We start from the raw sequence: 17,847 nt of genomic DNA on the forward strand, positions 1-17,847 counted from the left end.
AGAATCGCGCACCGGGCCCAAGTTTCTTGCGCCCGGTTTTTCATGCCCGTTTCCCTCATGAAACAGTGCGTGAGAACCGGCCAGACCAAGCGCTCACTCGTTCATCAACGACCCTTCCAGGAGCTTGGTTTCATGCAGATCTTCGACTACGACAACATCCTCCTTCTTCCGCGCAAGTGCGTGGTGGAAAGCCGCTCCGAATGCGACGCGAGCGTCACGCTCGGCGGGCGCAAGTTCCGCATCCCGACCGTTCCGGCCAACATGAAGACGGTGGTCGACGAGACCATCTGTACCTGGCTGGCGCAGAACGGCTACTTCTACGTGATGCACCGCTTCGACCTGGACAACTTGAAGTTCGTCAAGGACATGCACGCCAAGGGCGTGTTCGCCTCGATCTCCCTGGGCGTCAAGAAGGCCGACTACGAAACGGTGGACCGCCTGGTCGCCGAAGGGCTGGCGCCGGAGTACGTGACCATCGACATCGCCCATGGCCATGCCGACACGGTGAAGAACATGATCGCCTATCTGAAGAAGCACCTGCCCAACGCCTTCGTGATCGCGGGCAACGTGGGCACGCCCGAGGCGGTGATCGACCTGGAGAACTGGGGCGCCGACGCGACCAAGGTGGGCATCGGCCCGGGCAAGGTGTGCATCACCAAGCTCAAGACCGGCTTCGGCACCGGCGGATGGCAGTTGTCGGCGCTCAAGTGGTGCGGCCGGGTTGCGACCAAACCGATCATCGCCGACGGCGGCATCCGCGACCATGGCGATATCGCCAAGAGCATCCGCTTCGGCGCCTCCATGGTGATGATCGGCTCGCTGTTCGCCGGCCACGAGGAATCGCCAGGCAGAACGGTGGAGGTCGACGGGCAGCTCTTCAAGGAGTACTACGGCTCGGCCAGCGACTTCAACAAGGGCGAATACAAGCACGTCGAGGGCAAGCGCATCCTCGAACCGATCAAGGGCAAGCTGGCCGACACACTGGTCGAGATGGAGCAGGACATCCAGAGTTCCATCAGCTACGCGGGCGGGCGCAAGCTCCTGGACATCCGCAAGGTCAACTACGTGACCCTGGGCGGCGACAACGCCGGCGAGCACCTGCTCATGTAAGGCGGAGATCGCATCGGGGCTACTCGAATGCGATAGAATTCGCGTCGCGTTGGGGGGGTAGCTCAGCTGGGAGAGCGCCGCGTTCGCAATGCGGAGGTCGGGAGTTCGATCCTCCTCCTCTCCACCACCAATCCAGAAGCCAGGCGTCTCGCCTGGCTTTCTTTTTGCCCGAATCGCGCGTGTTGGCGGTGCGGCGTGATGCGGTGCCCTGCGGCGGTGTGACGCGCCGAAGATGGCCAGCAGATCGTCGAGCGCCTGCTCCACCCGCCCCAAGTTGCCAACGTGGCCCCAGTGGACGGCGTCGGGGTCGTGGCCGAAGTGGTCGTTGGCCAGTTGCTGCAGCCGCGCCAGCTTGGCGTGGATCTGCGCGGTGCGCGTGGCATAGGCGGCGCGGAGATCGGTGTGGCGCATCGGAGTCTCCGGGTTGATCGCGATGCAACGATTCACGCGCTGTTCCGCCTCGAAGCCAAGATTGGGAGAGCATCTTTCCGCTGATAGACTTTCATCCGGTTTAATCCACTTGAGGCGCTTCCAGTTGGCAAGCGCGGACGCCATGACCACAGAACCGTGGGTTTCCGTTGAGCAGGTCGCCCAACACCTGGGCGTGGCCAAGGACACCGTCTACCGCTGGCGGGAACACCGGGGGCTGCCGGCGCACCGGGTCGGGCGTCTGTGGAAGTTCAAGCTGTCCGAGGTGGACGACTGGGTGCGCGCAGGGGGCGCCGATGAAGGCAAGGACCAGCAATCCGGAGGGGCTGCATGAGCATGAACGAGGCGGACACCCGCTATCACCTCATCGACCCGGTCCTGCGGGACAAGGGCTACGTCAGCCGCGACCACATCACGCTGGAAACCGTGCTCACCCCGCCGCCCGTGGAGCCCACGGGTCCGAAGGGCCGCAGGCGCAAGGGCCCCGGCCGCACCGATTACCTGCTGTGCGTGAAGGTGGGTGATGCGCCCAAGCCCATGCCGGTGGCCGTGCTCGAAGCCAAGAAGGAAGCCGAAGACCCACTCAAGGGCATGCAGCAGGCGCGCGGCTACGCCGACACGCTGCGCTTCGACGTGAAGTACGTCTTCTCGACCAACGGCCACCGGTACGGCGAGTACGACCGCTTCACGGAACTGATCAACGGCCCCGTCCAGTTCTGCGATTTCCCATCGCACCCAGACCTGACGGCGCGCTACTACAAAGACACCGGGATCGATCTCACCCAGCCCGGGTCCGCCATGCTCTTCCAGGCGGACAGCGCAGCCTGGTCGCAGAGCCGCTACTACCAGGACGCTGCCATCCGGGCCTCGTTCGAGAAGATCCTGCTCGACCGCCAGGCCGGCAAGCCGCCGCGCGTGCTGCTCACGCTGGCCACCGGCGCGGGCAAGACCATCATCGCTACCAACCTGCTGTGGCGCCTGTCGCAGGCCGGGCAACTACCCAAGCCCGCCTTGTTCCTGTGCGACCGCGATGAACTGCGCGAGCAGGCCTACACCAAGCTCAAGGCCGCGTTCGGCGACAACGCCCGCATCGTGCGCACCGAGCGCGGCAGCAACGCGGCGGCCAATGCCCGCATCCACATCGCCACGTACCAGACGCTGGGCCTGGACGATGAAGAGGGCTTCGCCAGCTTCCTGACCGAGCACTACGGCGAGGACGCCTTCAGCGTCATCATCATCGACGAGTGCCATCGTTCGGCCTGGGGCCGCTGGTCCGAGGTGCTGCGGCGCAACCCCAGCGCCATCCACATCGGCCTGACCGCCACGCCGCGCAAGCTGGAAGAGTCCGACAAGGCCTCGAAGGAAGACCAGGAGATCACGGCCAACAACCGGCAGTACTTCGGCGAGCCGGTGTACGAGTACACGCTGATCCAGGCGCAGGAAGACGGCTATCTGGCCGCCTGCGAGATCGTCAAGCGCAAGGCCAGCATCGACAGCGCCACCTTCACCAAGAAAGATATCCTGGCCGCCAGCGTCAGGGACATCAAGACCGGCAAGCTCCTCACCGAAGAGGATCTGACGAAGGACGAGTACACCGGCAAGGACTTCGACGACGAGCTGTTCATCGAACTTCGCACCCCCAAGATGTGCGCCGACCTGTTCGATCTGCTGTGCGAAAACGGCGGGCCGGAGCAGAAGGTCATCATCTTCTGCACCCGCGAGATCCATGCCGACCGCGTGGCCCAGCACATGAACAACCTGTACGTGCGCTGGTGCAAGGCGCGCGGCCACACGCCCAAGGACCACTATGCGTTCAAGTGCATGGGCGGCGCCAACAACGGCGCCGACATGATCGAGCCGATGCGCGGCTCGGGCGAGCGCGCCTTCATCGCCTGCACCGTGGACCTGCTGGAGGCCGGCGTGGACATCGAGCGGCTGAACGCCGTGGTGTTCTTCCGCTACCTGCAGTCGCCGATCAAGTTCTACCAGATGATCGGGCGCGGCACGCGCATCCACGAAGAGACGCAGAAGTACAAGTTCTGGCTCTACGACTACACCGACGTGACCAGCCTGTTCGGCACCGACTTCATCACCAAGCCGCCGCGACCGGGTGGCGGCGGTGGTGGGGGTGACGGCGGAAGCGGCGGCGACGGCGGTGACGACGACGGCCCCGCCGTGGGCGAAATCGGCGGCCAGCGCGTGAGCATCAACGCGCAGGGCCGCTTCATCCTCAGCCGCCGGGACGGGCGCGACACGCCGATCCCGGTGGACGAATACCGGCGCGAGGTGATCCAGCGCGTGATCGCCGAAGCCAACAACCTCGACGAGTTCCGCGCGCTGTGGATCGAAACGCAGAAGCGCCGCAGCCTCATCGACCATCTGCTGGGCGACAACTTCAGCCCCGAGGTGATCCGTGAGATCGACCAGATGACCGACTTCGACCTCTACGACTTCTTCGGCCACCACGGCTACCACGCCCGCGCCCTGCGGCGCCCCGAGCGCGGGGAGCTGTTCATCCGCAGCCACCGGCCGTGGTTCGACGGCATGGACCCCAAGGCCGCCATCGTGCTCAAGGGGCTGGGGCACCAGTTCGCGGCGGGGGGCACCGATGCGCTGGAGACTCCAGCGTTGTGGGAAGTGCCGGAGATCAAAGTGGCTGGCGGACTGGATGCACTGCGTGTGCTCGGCAAGCCCACGGACGTGATGCGCGACGCCAAAAGAAGGTTGTTTGGAGTATGAACGAGCTCACTTGGCCGATCGCTATTCCGCCGGACCTGCATGAACCACCGCTCGGTTGGCGATGGCTCAAGCTAAACGAAGCTGCGCGTTTAGAAAGTGGCCATACCCCGAGTCGCCTTCGTCCAGACTGGTGGGGTGGCGACGTGTCTTGGCTGTCACTAACCGAGATACGCGCTCTCGATGGTCAATGGGTCGAAAGCACCCAGTTGCGCACTAACGAACAGGGTATCGCCAACTCGGCCGCCCGCATCCTGCCGAGGGGGACAGTCTGCCTTTCGCGGACAGCCTCGGTGGGCTTCGTGGCCATCATGGCCAAGCCGATGGCAACAAGTCAGGACTTCGCAAACTGGGTGTGCGGGGAGGATATTGATCCCGAATACTTGATGTACGCGTTGATCTGTTCTCGTCCCAGGTTGCGTGAATTGGCTACCGGCGCGACTCACAAGACTATCTACATGCCGCTGCTGGAAGCATTCCATCTCTGTGCCCCAGGCGTCGTCGAACAACGCCGCATTGCGGCCTGCCTGAAGGCACAACTTGCCGAGGTAAAGACCGCTCGGCTTGCGGCAGAAGCTCAACTGCGTGAGATCGAGGCATTGCCCGCCATGGTGTTTGGGCAGGCCTTCAAGAACTGAACATGGCCCGACCCAAGAAGACCGACAAAGCCCCCAAGGCCATCGCCAGCACGCAATCTCTCTCGGCCTTCGTCAAGAGCATCTGCGACGTGATGCGCCGCTCTAACTGCGCGAGCGCGCTGCAGTACGTGCCGGAGCTGACCTGGATCCTGTTCCTGCGCATCCTCGACGCGCAGGAGTTGCGCGACCAGGAGAAGGCCGAAGCCGTGGGCGCGAGCTTCACGCCCGCGCTGCGCGCGCCGTACCGTTGGCAGGACTGGGCGGCGCCCCCGCCGAAGAACGAATCCGACAAGCCCGGGCACCCGAAGACGCCCGAGGGCAAGCCTTTCGGCTGGAAGCGGCAGGAACTGTTCGCGGCCGGCGACGGCAAGCTGTTCGACTTCATCAACAAGGAACTGCTGCCCCACCTGCACAGCCTGGACGTGGACCCGCGCACGGGCCTGCCCATGCCCGGCGCTACACCCAAGCAGCGGATCATCGGACGCACGATGACGGCGGTGGAGCGCGTGCGGGTGGACTCCGAGACCAACCTGCGCGACATCCTCGACAAGGTGCACGAGATCAGCGTCGACCACATCGACGACCAGCACTTCTTCACCCTGTCGCAGGTGTACGAGGACCTGCTGCTGAAGATGGGCGAGAAGAACTCCGACGGCGGCCAGTTCTTCACGCCGCGCGAGGTGATCCGCGCGATGGTGCACACGGTGGACCCCCAACTCGGGCAGACGGTGTACGACCCCTGCTGCGGCACCGGCGGTTTTCTGGCCATCGCCTACGAGCACATCAACCGCAAGCTGGGGGCGCAGGCGCGCAGCACCGACATCGACACGCTCAAGCACGACACCTTCTTCGGCCGCGAGAAGGAGAACCTGGTGTTCCCCATCGCGCTGGCCAACCTGGTGCTGCATGGCATCGACCAGCCCAACCTGTGGCACGGCAATTCGCTGACGCGGCGCGCCACCTACGGGGCGCTGTTCGACAAGGCGCCCAAGCAGTTCGACGTGATCCTGACCAACCCACCCTTCGGCGGCAAGGAGGGCAAGGACGCGCAGAAGAACTTCGCGTTCGAGACCAGCGCCACGCAGGTGCTGTTCGTGCAGGACATCCTGGCCGAACTGGCGCCGGGCGGCACCTGCGCCATCGTGCTGGACGAGGGCCTGCTGTTCCGCACCAACGAGAGCGCCTTCGTCGAGACCAAGCGCAAGCTGGTGGACGAGTGCGAGCTGTGGGCCATCCTCAGCTTGCCGGGCGGCGTGTTCTCCACCGCCGGCGCGGGCGTCAAGACCAACCTGCTGTTCTTCACCAAGGGCCGCAACACCGAGCGCATCTGGTACTACGACCTATCGCAGGTGAAGGTGGGCAAGAAGACGCCGCTCACGCTGGCGCACTTCGGCTTCGCTCCGGATGGGACGGTGCTGGACGATGCCGCGTTGCCCGCTGCGCTGTTGGCGGACTGGCAGGCCGATGAAGCCAACGCGGGCAAGCCCTTCCCGAGCTACGCCCGCCAGTTGGCGCGGCGCGGCACGCCGGAGGCTGAAAGCCGCTGGTCCTGGACGGTGGACTTCGCCGCTCGCCGCGCCAAGGCGCGCGAGGAGATGCAGCCTCTGCTCGACGGTGCGGCCAAGCTCAAAGCCGAGGTGGTAGACCTCAAGGAGCAGTTGAAGCGCCTGAAGAAGGAGAAGGCGGCCGACGACGCGCTGGAAGCGCACGACGCACAGATCCGCGAGAAGGACAAGGCGGCGCGGGACCTGGAAGCACAGGCCGCGGCCATCGATGCGGCGGCATTCGATCTGAAAGCCGTCAACCCGAACGCGGTTACCACGGTGGACGATCGGACGCCGGCCGAGATCATCGCCAGCATCGATGCGCAGGGGCAAATCGTGGCGCAGGCGCTGGCACGGCTGGGCGCGCTGCTGAAGGCCGATGCGCAAGTCGTGCAGGACTGACGGGGAGCAAATGCGTATGGCGACGAAGTTGGTGATTTCCAAGCTCACGCGTTGGATGCGGATTGCGGAGAAGCGCCAATGAGCGACTTCCAACAGCAGTACGTCCTCTGGGATGAGTTCCTCGCAGTCTGGCCGCGCACGCGGTTGGCCACGATGACGCTGGACGATTACAGCCAGGCCGGGTCGAAGGACAGCTTCACGTACTGGATCGAGTCGCGCCTCGATGAGATGGGCAGCATCTGGGGCGGGTCGTCGTTCAAGTTCGGGGTGTTCTCGCGCAAAGACACCGAGGACAAGAAGTCCGACGCCAAACTGAGCTACTCCGACACCCACGGCTGGTACTCGTCTCTCGGCGCTTCGGCCGAGGAAGCCTTTGAGAAGGTGCGTGGGTACGTCTGCCAGGTGGCAGAGCTCGCAGCGCAAGGCGACTTGGCTGGCATCGAGGGCTTCGATCACTTGGGCGAGGCTTTCAAGTGGAAGATCGCCTTTCATTACCAAGACCGGCAGACGCCGGTGATCGTGGACATCTTCAAGCGGGCGCCGTTAGCCGTATTCGTCGGCGGCACCGCAAGCCAGAGCATGGCGTCGCTGCAGAAGGCGACGCTGGCAAAGCGGCCTGCCGACCTCGGCATCCTGGAATTCGGGCGGCAAGTGTGGGAGGCGTGGAGCAAGAAGAACCTGGCGATCGCGAAGCTCTCACATGGCAACCCGCCCAACTTCACCGAAGCCGAGCGTCAGCAGTACATGGACGGCCATTGGGCGGTGATGCACCGCGATACCAACGCGCCGGGCCCTGGCGCTCAGCAGAAGGGCAAACAGGGTAAGGACTTCGCGGAGGCTCCCGTCGGCGCGCTGTTTCATCTGTGCCACGGCAACAGTCCGCAGCTAATTGGACAGTTCACGTCCGCCGCGATGCCCTGTTCCAAAGGCGATGGCTGGTTGCAGCGCAGCTATCGGGTGCTCAAGCCTGCCCAGCGCACGGATCGCTACACCGCCAACTCCAAGGGATGGTCGCCGCAGGGCAATTCGACCTTCTGGCAGGTGGGTGCGCACGACCTGCCCGAGTTCGAGTCCACCTTGCTCAAGCCGTACTTCGGCACGGACTTGGCGGAACTGGCCGCGTTGGCCGGTGAACCCATCGAGGCGGCCAGTCTCGACACCGGCGCTGCACAAACGCCCGCGCCAGCGCAGGTGCCGACGCCGATCACGGCCAGCAAGCCCGTCGCGACCTGCGTGAACTGCATCTATTACGGCCCACCGGGAACCGGCAAGACGTACACGCTGACCCGGTTGCTCAAGCGCGACTACGAGCAGCCGGCGAAATCGATCTCCACCGAGGCCTGGCAAAGCCAGCTCATCGCCGAGAAGATCGCCGTACTCAAGTGGTGGGAGGGCGCCGCCGCCGCACTGTATGACCTCGGCGGCAAAGCCAAGGTGGCGGACATCGCGGCGCACCGATTCATCCAGGCCATCACCGCGGCCAATGGGTCAAACCGCAATGTGCGACAGACGCTCTGGCGTACCTTGCAGAACCACACCGTGGACGAGTCTACGACGGTCAAGATGAAGAAGCGCCTGAGCCCAGCCGTGTTCGACAAGACGGTGGACTCGGTATGGCAGTTTGCCGGTGACTGGCAAGAGGCCTGCGCGGATCTGATCGCGCTCGTCGAACAACTCAAGCAGGGGCAGCAAGACGCCGGCGCCGTGCAGCGCTACAGCTTCGTCACCTTCCACCAGTCCTACGGCTATGAGGAGTTCGTCGAGGGCCTGCGGCCGGTGCTGGCCGGCGAGGCGGAGGCAGGCGAAGTGGCCTACGAGATTCGCCCGGGCGTGTTCAAGGAGCTTTGCCGCAAGGCGCGTCAGTCGCCCGATCAGCGGTTCGCGATGGTGATCGACGAAATCAACCGGGGCAACATCAGCAAGATCTTCGGCGAGCTGATCACGCTGGTTGAGGCCGACAAGCGCGACCCGCTCGATGGCAGTGCCCCGCCCACGGAAGTGACCTTGGCCTATTCGGGGGAGAAGTTCTCCGTGCCCGCCAACGTGGACATCATCGGCACGATGAACACGGCGGATCGCTCGCTGGCCTTGCTGGACACGGCCCTGCGTCGCCGTTTCGAGTTCGTGCCGCTGATGCCCGACACGCGCGCCGAGAAGGATCCCGCTGACCCGGACAGTGCGCCGCTGGCTGCGCTCGTAGTGACGACGGATGCGGGGGTGATCGATATCCGCTTGCTGCTGCAGCGGATGAATGAGCGCATCGAGGCGCTGTACGACCGCGACCACTGCATCGGCCATGCCTACTTCACGGGCCTCGCAGACTCCGAAGACGGACTGCCGCGGTTCGAGGCCCTGGCCGCCACGTTCCGCCACCGCATCGTCCCGCTGCTGGAGGAGTACTTCTTCGAAGACTGGCGCAAGATTCGTCTGGTGCTGGCGGACAACCAGAAGGGCGACCCGGCGATCCAGTTCATCCGCGAGAGCGTTGACCACGAGCAGGACCTGTCCACCCTGTTCGGCAATGACCACGGGCTCGACAGCTACGCCACCAAGCGGCGGTACAGCCTGCAGGAATCGGCGTTCTTGCAGCCGCTGGCGTACATGGCGATCTACCAGGCGACCGCCTGAGGGTCGAGGCGGGCGTATGGCCGGCATCACGATCTACGAGTTCGAGGCGCTGGTGGCGATGGCGCCCGGTGCGTCCGATGCCGGTGGTTTGCACCCGGTGCCGCCCAGCGTCTTCACCTGGCTGGAATCGCAGGCGCTGCGCGCCGCCGAGGCGGGCGAATCGGCATGGGTGCGTGTCACGCAGCGGCGCGGTCGCAGGGCCGTTCAGGTCACCAGCTTCGTTGGCGTGATCCGTGCGCCGGATGGATTCCAGATCGAGGTGCTGCCGAAGGTCGGCATGTCAATCGGCGGTGGTGATGCACAGGCTCGCCGGCTGCTGATCGAGATGCTGCGCTGCCTGGGCGGGTTTCGCCACGTCCAGACCGACAGCGCGAAGCTCGTGGCGACGCGCATGCCCTTGCTGGAGGTCTTCATCGGCGAGTTCCTGCGCGCCGTGGAGCACATCGTCAAGCGAGGCCTGCGCAGTGACTATCGCTTGCGGCAGGACAACATCTTCGCGCTGCGCGGCAAGCTGCAGATGGCCATGCACCTGCGGCAGAACCTGTGCCGACAGGACCGCTTCTTTGCGGAGTTCGACGAGTTCTCGACCAACCGGCCTGAGAACCGGCTGCTGCACGCCGCGCTTCGTCGCGCCCTGTCGTGGACGGCAGCGCAGGCGCATCAGCAACTCGCGCGTGAGCTGTGCTTCGTGTTTGCCGAGGTGCCGCAGTCTGAGAGACCGGCGTTGGACTTCTCCAGGATTCGGCTGGATCGCGGTATGGGCCACTACGCCGATGCACTGGCATGGGCGAGGCCGATCCTGGAAGATGAATCGCCGCTCACCGGGGCGGGCGGTCATCGGGCGCCGTCACTGCTGTTTCCGATGGAGGCGGTGTTCGAAGCCTACGTCGCGAAGCATCTCGCTCGACAGCTGGTGCACCCGTTCACGCTGCGATCGCAGGCGCGCAGCTTCTCGCTGGTCCGGCATCTGGAGCAGGACTGGTTTCGCCTGAAGCCGGATCTGCTCGTCCATGAGGCGGGCAAGAACCGCATGGTTCTCGACACGAAGTGGAAGCTGCTCGACGACAGGAAGGCGACGGGCGCGGATAAGTACGGACTGGATCAGGGCGACTTCTACCAACTGCACGCCTACGGCCAGAGCTACCTGGACGGTCAGGGTGACGTGGTACTGATCTATCCGAGGACCGATGCTTTCGACCGAGCGCTGGCCGTGTTCGACTTCCCGAAGTCCAAGGGCTTGCGACTGTGGGTGCTGCCGTTCTGCCTGCGTGAGCGCGTGCTGGTCCTTCCGACCTGCGGCAGCCTCAATGTCTGGTTTTCGGCGGGACAGGGAAAGCCGGCGATTGCCCGGCCGGATGGCCCGTCTGAGGCGCAACTTCAAGTGGCATGACATGTTCTGCATCGATCCGGCAGACGCCCCAATTCATGAGCGCCGGCACGATGGTCGACAGCGCTGAACTGTCGGCGTTGCGCGCCGAGAACTCCCGCCTGATCGCACTGCTCGAGTCGCACGGCATCCAGTGGCGTGCGCGCCCGCAGCCGGCCACTCCGCCCGTCGAGCCATCGAGGCTGTCTACCGACGAGAAGGTCGCGCTCTTCCGACGTCTGTTCCGCGGCCGCACTGACGTGTTCCCCGTTCGATGGGAGAGCAAGACCACCGGCAAGTCGGGCTACGCGCCGGCCTGTGCGAATGAGTGGCGCGCCGGCATGTGCGAGAAGCCGCGCATCAAGTGCGGCGACTGCGCCAATCGCCTGCTCATCCCGCTGTCGGACGCCGTGATCTACAAGCACCTGGCCGGCGATCACACGGTCGGGGTGTATCCGCTGATGGAGGACGACAGCTGCTACTTCCTGGCCGTCGACTTCGACGAGGCCGAATGGCGGGACGATGCGCGGGCGTTCATGCAGTCGTGCGCGGAGCTGGGCGTGCCGGCGGCGCTGGAGATTTCGCGCTCCGGTCAGGGCGCCCATGCCTGGGTGTTCTTCGCCGGTCGGGTGTCAGCACGTGATGCCCGCCGCCTGGGCACGGCCATCATCAGCCACACCTGCGCGCGCACGCGGCAGCTCCGGCTCACGTCCTACGACCGGCTGTTCCCGAACCAGGACACGATGCCCAAAGGTGGGTTCGGCAACCTGATTGCCTTGCCTTTGCAGAAGGGGCCCAGAGAGCAGGGATTCAGCGTCTTCGTCGACGCTGATCTGCGCCCCTACCCGGACCAATGGGCATTCCTGGCCTCCATTCAGCCGATGGCCGCGCACGACATCGAGCCGACCATCCTGCGGGCGACGGGTGGCGTCCATCCGCTGGGCGTCACCTTCATCGACGACGAAGACCTGGCAACGCCGTGGAAGCGCGAGAGCACTTCGACCAAGAAGCTGCCCGGGCCGATGCCGAAGTCACTGAGCGTGACGCTGGCCAACTTGATCTATTTCGAGAAGGCCCAACTGCCGCAGGCGCTGGCCAACCGCCTGATCCGGCTGGCAGCGTTCCAGAACCCCGAGTTCTACAAGGCGCAGGCGATGCGGATGTCGGTGTGGGACAAGCCGCGTGTCATCGGCTGCGCCGAGAACTACCCGCAGCACATCGCGTTGCCCCGAGGGTGCCTGGATGCTGCCCTGTCGCTGGTGCGCGAGAACGGCATCGCCTGCGACCTGCGGGACGAACGCGTTGGCGGCCAGCCGCTGGACGTGTCGTTCGTCGGCAGTCTGCGTCCCAACCAGGAGGCTGCCATCGCGGCGATGCTGCCCTTTGATGCCGGGGTGCTGTGTGCACCGACCGCCTTCGGCAAGACCGTGACGGCGGCGGCGATGATCGCGCGCCGGGGAGTCAACACCCTGGTGCTGGTGCATCGCACGGAACTGCTCAAGCAGTGGCAGGAGCGGCTTCAGGCGTTTCTGGGCGTCGGCAAGGGTGTGGTCGGCACCATTGGCGGCGGCAAGGCCAAGCCCACCGGCAGGATCGACATCGCTGTGATGCAGTCCTTGTCCCGCCAGGGCGAGGTAAACCCGCTGGTCGAGGACTACGGCCAGGTGATCGTCGACGAGTGCCACCACGTCGGCGCCGTCTCCTTCGACGCGATCCTGAAGCGGACCAAGGCGAAATTCGTGCTGGGCCTGACGGCGACCCCGGTCCGACGCGACGGGCAGCAGCCGATCATCTTCATGCAGTGCGGGCCGATCCGCCACACGGCGGCCACTCCGGCCGGAGCGCCGCACGATCTGGAGGTCGTGCCGCGCGCCTGCCACGCTCGCATCGATCTGCCGCAGGATGCCGGCATCCAGGACGTGTTCCGATATCTCGCCAACGATCAGGCCAGGACCGAGGCCATCGCCGCCGAGGTGCGCGATGCCTTCGCGCAGGGCCGCAAGGTGCTGGTCCTGACCGAGCGCACGGAACACCTCGACGCCATCGATGCGGCCCTCGGCGGCCTGGAGCCGTCGCCCTTCGTTCTGCATGGCCGGATGTCGAGAAAGCAGCGTGCAGCGTTGGTGGCAGACCTCGATGCTCTGCCGCCCGACGCGCCGCGTGTGCTCCTGTCGACGGGCAAGCTGGTCGGCGAGGGCTTCGACCACCCGCCGCTGGATACGCTGGTGCTCGCCATGCCGGTGTCCTGGAAGGGCACGCTGCAGCAGTACGCTGGGCGTCTGCACCGGGAACACGCCAGCAAGACCGACGTGCGGATCATCGACTTCGTGGACACCGGCCATCCGGCCTTGCTACGGATGTGGGACAAGCGCCAGCGCGGCTACCGGGCGATGGGGTATCGGATCGAGGCCGAGGCTGCATCGTATGAAAGCCTGGTTTGATACTGGCGCTCAAAATAAAGCGTGCTTTAATTGAAGGCGAGAAATCAAAGCACGCTTTCAATGCCCCGAAACACCGGCACCTATGCCATCTCGACCACGCTGGGTGAGTCGGTCCGCGCCTTCGTGCCGCGGCCGCTGCCGCCGGCTGACCCGACGCTGGCCCCGACCTGCTTCGTCGACCTGAACCGGCATGCCGAACTGGCGCTGGCGCGCCTGGCCGGCGTGTCGGGCCTGGTCCCGTCGGTGGAATGGCTGCTTTACAGCGCCATCCGCAAGGAGGCACTGCTCACCTCGCAGATCGAGGGCACCCAGGCCACGTTGACCGACCTGTTCGACGAGGAGGCGGGCCTCAAGGTCAGCAACACCAACGATGTCGAGGAGGTCACCAACTACCTGCGCGCCTTCCGCTGGGTGCAGGGGCAGTTGCGCGACCCGCAGGGCTTGCCGATCAGCGTTCGCCTGCTGTGCGAGGCGCATCGGCTGCTGCTCGATGGGGCGCGCGGCGCTGGCAAGCAGCCCGGCGAACTGCGCCGCTCGCAGAACTGGATCGGTGGCACGCGACCGGGCAACGCCGCCTTCGTGCCGCCACCACCCCAGCAAGTGGCCGATCTGCTGACGGACCTGGAGCGCTTCATCCATGCCTCCGACTCCGATCTGCCGCCGCTGGTCAGGGTCGCTCTGATCCACGCCCAGTTCGAGACCATCCACCCCTTCCTGGATGGCAACGGGCGCATCGGGCGACTGCTGATCGCCGCACTCATGGAGCACTGGGGGCTGTTGCGGGAGCCACTGATGTACCTGAGCGGTTACCTCAAGCAGCACCAGGCCGAGTACTACCGGCGACTGTCGGCCATCCGCGGCGACGGCGACTGGGAGGGCTGGGTGTCCTTCTTCCTGGAAGGTGTGGCTACTGCGTCTGCGGAGGCCGAGCGCAGCATCATCGACGTGGCCAGCCTGATCACGGCCGACCGCAAGCGACTGCTGGAGTCTCCCAAGGCTGGGCCGATCAGCTACCGCCTGTTCGAGCTGCTGCCGATGATGCCGCGCTTCAGCGTCGAGCACGTTCGCCAGCGGCTGGAGACGACGTTTCCGACCGCCAGCGCCGCCGTCAACCTGCTGGCAGATCTGGGCATCCTGGCCGAGCTCACTGGGCAGAAGAAGAACCGCGTCTACAGCTACCAGGCGTACGTGGACCTGCTCTCCCGATGACGAGACCTCACAAGCCCGCAGGCGCCCGCGGCATTACTCGTAAGCTCAACGGGCGGCTTTTGCACCAGGCAACCCTCCGCCACCAACCATCCCGAAGCCAGGCCCTCATGTCCATGACGGCCTGGCTTTTTATTGCCCGAAGCGCAACTTACCGAGGCCACACCAGCAGCAGCACACCCGCTGCCGCGCACCAGGCCAGCGTCGCCCCTGCCAGGGTCATCGACAGCGAGAAGCGCAAGGCCAGCCCATAGACGACCGCCAGGTACACCGCATAAGGCACCAGCGACGCCAATCCAAACACGGCAGTGGCGCGCAGGTCAGCGGCCGTCCGCTCGGTGCCGATGATGTAGTGGGCGATCAGCGCGAAGGTCGGGAACAACGGGACGAGGCCCGCGATGTAGAAGTTGCGGGTCTTCGACAGGAGCGCAATCAGGAGGACGGCACCGGCGCCAAGGAGGCATTTGAGAAACAGGGCCATGGATGGCTTTGGAGGCCTCGGCAATCCGTCGAGGCCTCTTGTTCTTCAGGCATCCAGCGTCAGGTGCTGGCCATGCAGCGCCGCGGCGGCCGGCGAGGCCAGGAAGCCGATGGTCTGTGCGGCCACCGCCGTCGAGACCCAACTCTCGGGCCGTGCGTCGGGCATGGCCTGCCGGTTGGCCGGCGTGTCCAGCACGCTGGGCGCGATGCTGTTGACGTTGATCCCGTGCGGCGCGAGCTCGGCGGCCGAGGCTTCCACGAGGCGCTGCAGCGCACTCTTGGAAGCGATGTACGCCGCCATCTGGCCTGCACCGCGCGCGGCGCTCTTGGCGGTGACCGCGATCACGCTGCCGGCTTTGCGCTCGACCATGGACGGCACCAGCGCCTGCGTGACCGCCACGAAGGACCAGGCGTTGAGGTTCATCATCCGGTCCCACGCGGGGCGGCTCAGCGCGTGGACTTCCTCGCCCATCTCGAAGCCGCCGGCGATGTGGACGAGCGCATCCACGTATTTGAAGGCCGCGAGGATGCGGCCCGCGGCATCGGCCATGGCCTCCGTCGAGGTGACGTCGGCCTCGAGCAACAGGTGTTGCGAGTTGTCGAGCCCCGGAAAGCTGCCGACCAGGTGCTCCCTCCGATGGTCGAGCAGGGCCACGCGGGCGCCCTGATCCAGAAAGTGCTGCACGACGGCGCGGCCCAGCGCGCCGGCGGCACCGGTCACCACGACGTGGGGGGAAATTTGGTTGTCCATCAACGGCTCCTTTTCGGGCAGGCATCGTACTCCGAGGACCCCGCAGGAAAAGTGCATGATTGACCCTTCCCTTGCACCGGAGAATCGTGATGAAAGAAGTGGTTGTTGTGAGTGGTGTTCGCACCGCGATCGGTACCTTCGGCGGAAGCCTCAAGGATGTGCCGCCGACCCGGCTGGCCGCGCTGGTGACCCAGGAAGCGCTGGCGCGCGCCAAGGTCGACGGCAAGGATGTCGGCCACGTTGTGTTCGGCCATGTGGTGAACACCGAGCCGCGCGACATGTACATGGCCCGCGTGGCCGCCATCGAGGGTGGCTGCGCCCAGGAAACGCCGGCACTCACCGTCAACCGCCTGTGCGGCTCGGGTCTGCAGGCGATCGTGAGCGCGGCACAGAGCATTCAACTCGGTGATGCAAAGGTGGCGGTCGGCGGCGGCGCCGAGAGCATGAGCCGCGCTCCCCTTGCCTCGCTGAGCGCGCGCTGGGGCGTGCGCATGGGCGATACCAAGTTGGTGGACATGATGATCGGCGCGCTGCACGATCCCTTCGAGAACATCCACATGGGCGTCACAGCCGAGAACATCGCGAAGAAGTGGAACATCAGCCGCGAGACGCAGGACCAGACCGCACTGGCCAGCCACCAGCGCGCGCAGAAGGCGATCGAGGGCGGCTACTTCAAGAGCCAGATCGTCCCGGTGCCGCTGCAGAGCCGCAAAGGTCCCGCGCAGTTCGACACCGACGAGCACGTGCGCTTCAACGCGAAGATCGAAGACATGGCCAAGCTCAAGCCCGCCTTCCTGAAGGAGAACGGCACCGTGACGGCGGGCAACGCCTCCGGCATCAACGACGCGGCCGCGGCCGTGGTGCTGATGGAGAAGGAAGAGGCCGCACGGCGCGGGCTGAAGCCGATGGCACGCATCGTCGCCTACGCCTTCGCCGGCGTGGACCCGAACTACATGGGCATTGGGCCGGTGCCGGCCTCGCGCAAGGCGCTGGAAAAAGCCGGCCTGAAAGCTTCGGACATGGACGTGATCGAAGCCAACGAAGCTTTCGCGGCCCAAGCCTGTGCGGTGACACAGGACCTTGGACTCGACCCGGTCAAGGTCAATCCCAACGGCTCGGGCATCTCGCTCGGCCATCCGATCGGCGCGACCGGTGCGCTGATCACGGTCAAGGCACTCTATGAGCTGGAGCGCATCCAGGGCCGCTACGCTCTCGTGACCATGTGCATCGGCGGCGGTCAGGGCATTGCCTGCATTTTCGAACGCGCCTGAGCAAGGGACGTTTTCTTTCAGGCTATAATCTTTGGATTGCCTGATTGACAGCAATGTTCATCAGGGGCTCTTAGCTCAGTTGGTAGAGCAGCGGACTCTTAATCCGTAGGTCGAGTGTTCGAGTCACTCAGGGCCCACCAACCAACACTGAAAAGGCCTGCTATCGATGGATAGCAGGCCTTTTTTTTGCGTGGGCCTCGCCTTTTCTGCGAGTCAGTTCATCAGAGCCCATGGCGTGGTATGTCGCATCGACGGGCCATGGAAGCGTTCAGTCCTGCGCCGGGCGTTCGTCGGAGCGGCCTTGCGGCTTCGGCATTTCTTGATGAGGCGAAGGATTAGCGCGCTTTTCATTGGCAGCCAGGCGCTGCAACTGCTCGATTCTCATCGCCCAGTCGGCAGGGCGCCGGGGTGCAGCCTCGCTCATTGCTGAAATCGTCATGGTCGAACCGAGGTCACGATCAGAAGTACGAGCGCCATGAAGACCGCACCGACAAACACGGCCTCGGCCAACAGTTCCCCGAGCGGCGGGCTGGACCCTTCATTCGATGCACCTCTGAGAACTTGCGGCTGCCGAGCCTCTTTCATGGTTTTGATCCTCATCCGATTCGTATCGCGACGCGCAAATATAGCCCCAAAGCAGTATAAATGTGAATTTTTCACTTTTCGGCCGACGACAAGGGGCCGCGATTGGCCATCAGGCAGTGGCTCGTTCCCCTTTAGCCAGGGCCTTGGCGGGCATCGGGTAAATCGGGATAGGGGCCGGTCAGTAAAGACCGGACCCCTCCCACACCACCCGGCATGCGGGTCCGCACCGGGCGGTTCGAGAAGTTGAGGTCAGCACAGGC

14 protein-coding genes and 2 tRNA genes are annotated in these 17,847 nt (G+C 65.1%); 13 read left to right on the plus strand and 3 right to left on the minus strand.

Going from position 1 to position 17,847, the window contains the following annotated elements:
• Positions 1–132: 132 nt before the first annotated feature.
• The 11 genes from ABEA07_RS17105 (at position 133) to ABEA07_RS17155 (ending at position 14,503) form a co-directional block, all read left to right on the plus strand.
• Positions 133–1,110, plus strand: a complete 978-nt coding sequence (locus ABEA07_RS17105; protein ID WP_345539333.1) for a GMP reductase — start codon at positions 133–135, stop codon at positions 1,108–1,110.
• A 51-nt stretch (positions 1,111–1,161) separates the two neighbouring features.
• A tRNA-Ala gene (locus ABEA07_RS17110) sits at positions 1,162–1,237 on the plus strand.
• A 182-nt stretch (positions 1,238–1,419) separates the two neighbouring features.
• Complete coding sequence (locus ABEA07_RS17115; RefSeq protein WP_345539334.1) at positions 1,420–1,605, plus strand: hypothetical protein; 186 nt, start codon at positions 1,420–1,422, stop codon at positions 1,603–1,605.
• A gap of 58 nt (positions 1,606–1,663) precedes the next feature.
• On the plus strand, positions 1,664–1,873 hold the full coding sequence (locus ABEA07_RS17120; protein ID WP_345539335.1) for a helix-turn-helix domain-containing protein: 210 nt from the start codon (positions 1,664–1,666) through the stop codon (positions 1,871–1,873).
• A complete protein-coding gene (locus ABEA07_RS17125) occupies positions 1,870–4,278 on the plus strand; it encodes a DEAD/DEAH box helicase family protein (RefSeq protein WP_345539336.1) in 2,409 nt (802 codons plus the stop codon). The genes ABEA07_RS17120 and ABEA07_RS17125 overlap by 4 nt, the downstream gene beginning before the upstream one ends.
• On the plus strand, positions 4,275–4,913 hold the full coding sequence (locus ABEA07_RS17130) for a restriction endonuclease subunit S (protein WP_345539337.1): 639 nt from the start codon (positions 4,275–4,277) through the stop codon (positions 4,911–4,913). The genes ABEA07_RS17125 and ABEA07_RS17130 overlap by 4 nt, the downstream gene beginning before the upstream one ends.
• Positions 4,914–4,915: 2 nt before the next feature.
• On the plus strand, positions 4,916–6,859 hold the full coding sequence (locus ABEA07_RS17135; RefSeq protein ID WP_345539338.1) for a class I SAM-dependent DNA methyltransferase: 1,944 nt from the start codon (positions 4,916–4,918) through the stop codon (positions 6,857–6,859).
• Between the two features lie 78 nt (positions 6,860–6,937).
• A complete protein-coding gene (locus tag ABEA07_RS17140; protein WP_345539339.1) occupies positions 6,938–9,487 on the plus strand; it encodes an McrB family protein in 2,550 nt (849 codons plus the stop codon).
• Between the two features lie 16 nt (positions 9,488–9,503).
• Positions 9,504–10,877, plus strand: coding sequence for an McrC family protein (locus ABEA07_RS17145; protein ID WP_345539340.1), 1,374 nt, complete (start codon positions 9,504–9,506; stop codon positions 10,875–10,877).
• A 50-nt stretch (positions 10,878–10,927) separates the two neighbouring features.
• A complete protein-coding gene (locus ABEA07_RS17150; protein WP_425584147.1) occupies positions 10,928–13,294 on the plus strand; it encodes a TOTE conflict system archaeo-eukaryotic primase domain-containing protein in 2,367 nt (788 codons plus the stop codon).
• A gap of 60 nt (positions 13,295–13,354) precedes the next feature.
• Positions 13,355–14,503, plus strand: coding sequence for a Fic family protein (locus ABEA07_RS17155; protein WP_345539344.1), 1,149 nt, complete (start codon positions 13,355–13,357; stop codon positions 14,501–14,503).
• Between the two features lie 148 nt (positions 14,504–14,651).
• On the opposite strand, the gene ABEA07_RS17160 is transcribed toward ABEA07_RS17155, so the two are convergent.
• Together ABEA07_RS17160 and ABEA07_RS17165 are read right to left on the minus strand one after the other, a co-directional pair.
• Positions 14,652–14,981, minus strand: coding sequence for a GlpM family protein (locus tag ABEA07_RS17160; RefSeq protein WP_345539346.1), 330 nt, complete (start codon positions 14,979–14,981; stop codon positions 14,652–14,654).
• A gap of 45 nt (positions 14,982–15,026) precedes the next feature.
• On the minus strand, positions 15,027–15,731 hold the full coding sequence (locus ABEA07_RS17165; RefSeq protein ID WP_345539348.1) for an SDR family NAD(P)-dependent oxidoreductase: 705 nt from the start codon (positions 15,729–15,731) through the stop codon (positions 15,027–15,029).
• Positions 15,732–15,817: 86 nt separating this feature from the next.
• Here ABEA07_RS17165 and bktB point away from each other — a divergent pair, with 86 nt between their 5' ends.
• Both bktB and ABEA07_RS17175 read left to right on the plus strand, forming a co-directional pair.
• Positions 15,818–17,002, plus strand: a complete 1,185-nt coding sequence (bktB, locus tag ABEA07_RS17170; protein ID WP_345539350.1) for a beta-ketothiolase BktB — start codon at positions 15,818–15,820, stop codon at positions 17,000–17,002.
• Positions 17,003–17,066: 64 nt separating this feature from the next.
• Positions 17,067–17,142 (plus strand) — tRNA-Lys (locus ABEA07_RS17175).
• Between the two features lie 128 nt (positions 17,143–17,270).
• On the opposite strand, the gene ABEA07_RS17180 is transcribed toward ABEA07_RS17175, so the two are convergent.
• The gene (locus tag ABEA07_RS17180; protein WP_345539351.1) at positions 17,271–17,426 is read right to left on the minus strand and encodes a hypothetical protein; all 156 of its coding nucleotides are present in this window, start codon (positions 17,424–17,426) and stop codon (positions 17,271–17,273) included.
• Positions 17,427–17,847 lie beyond the last annotated feature (421 nt).

Source organism: Variovorax defluvii, from assembly GCF_039541515.1.
Lineage (GTDB): Bacteria > Pseudomonadota > Gammaproteobacteria > Burkholderiales > Burkholderiaceae_C > Variovorax > Variovorax defluvii.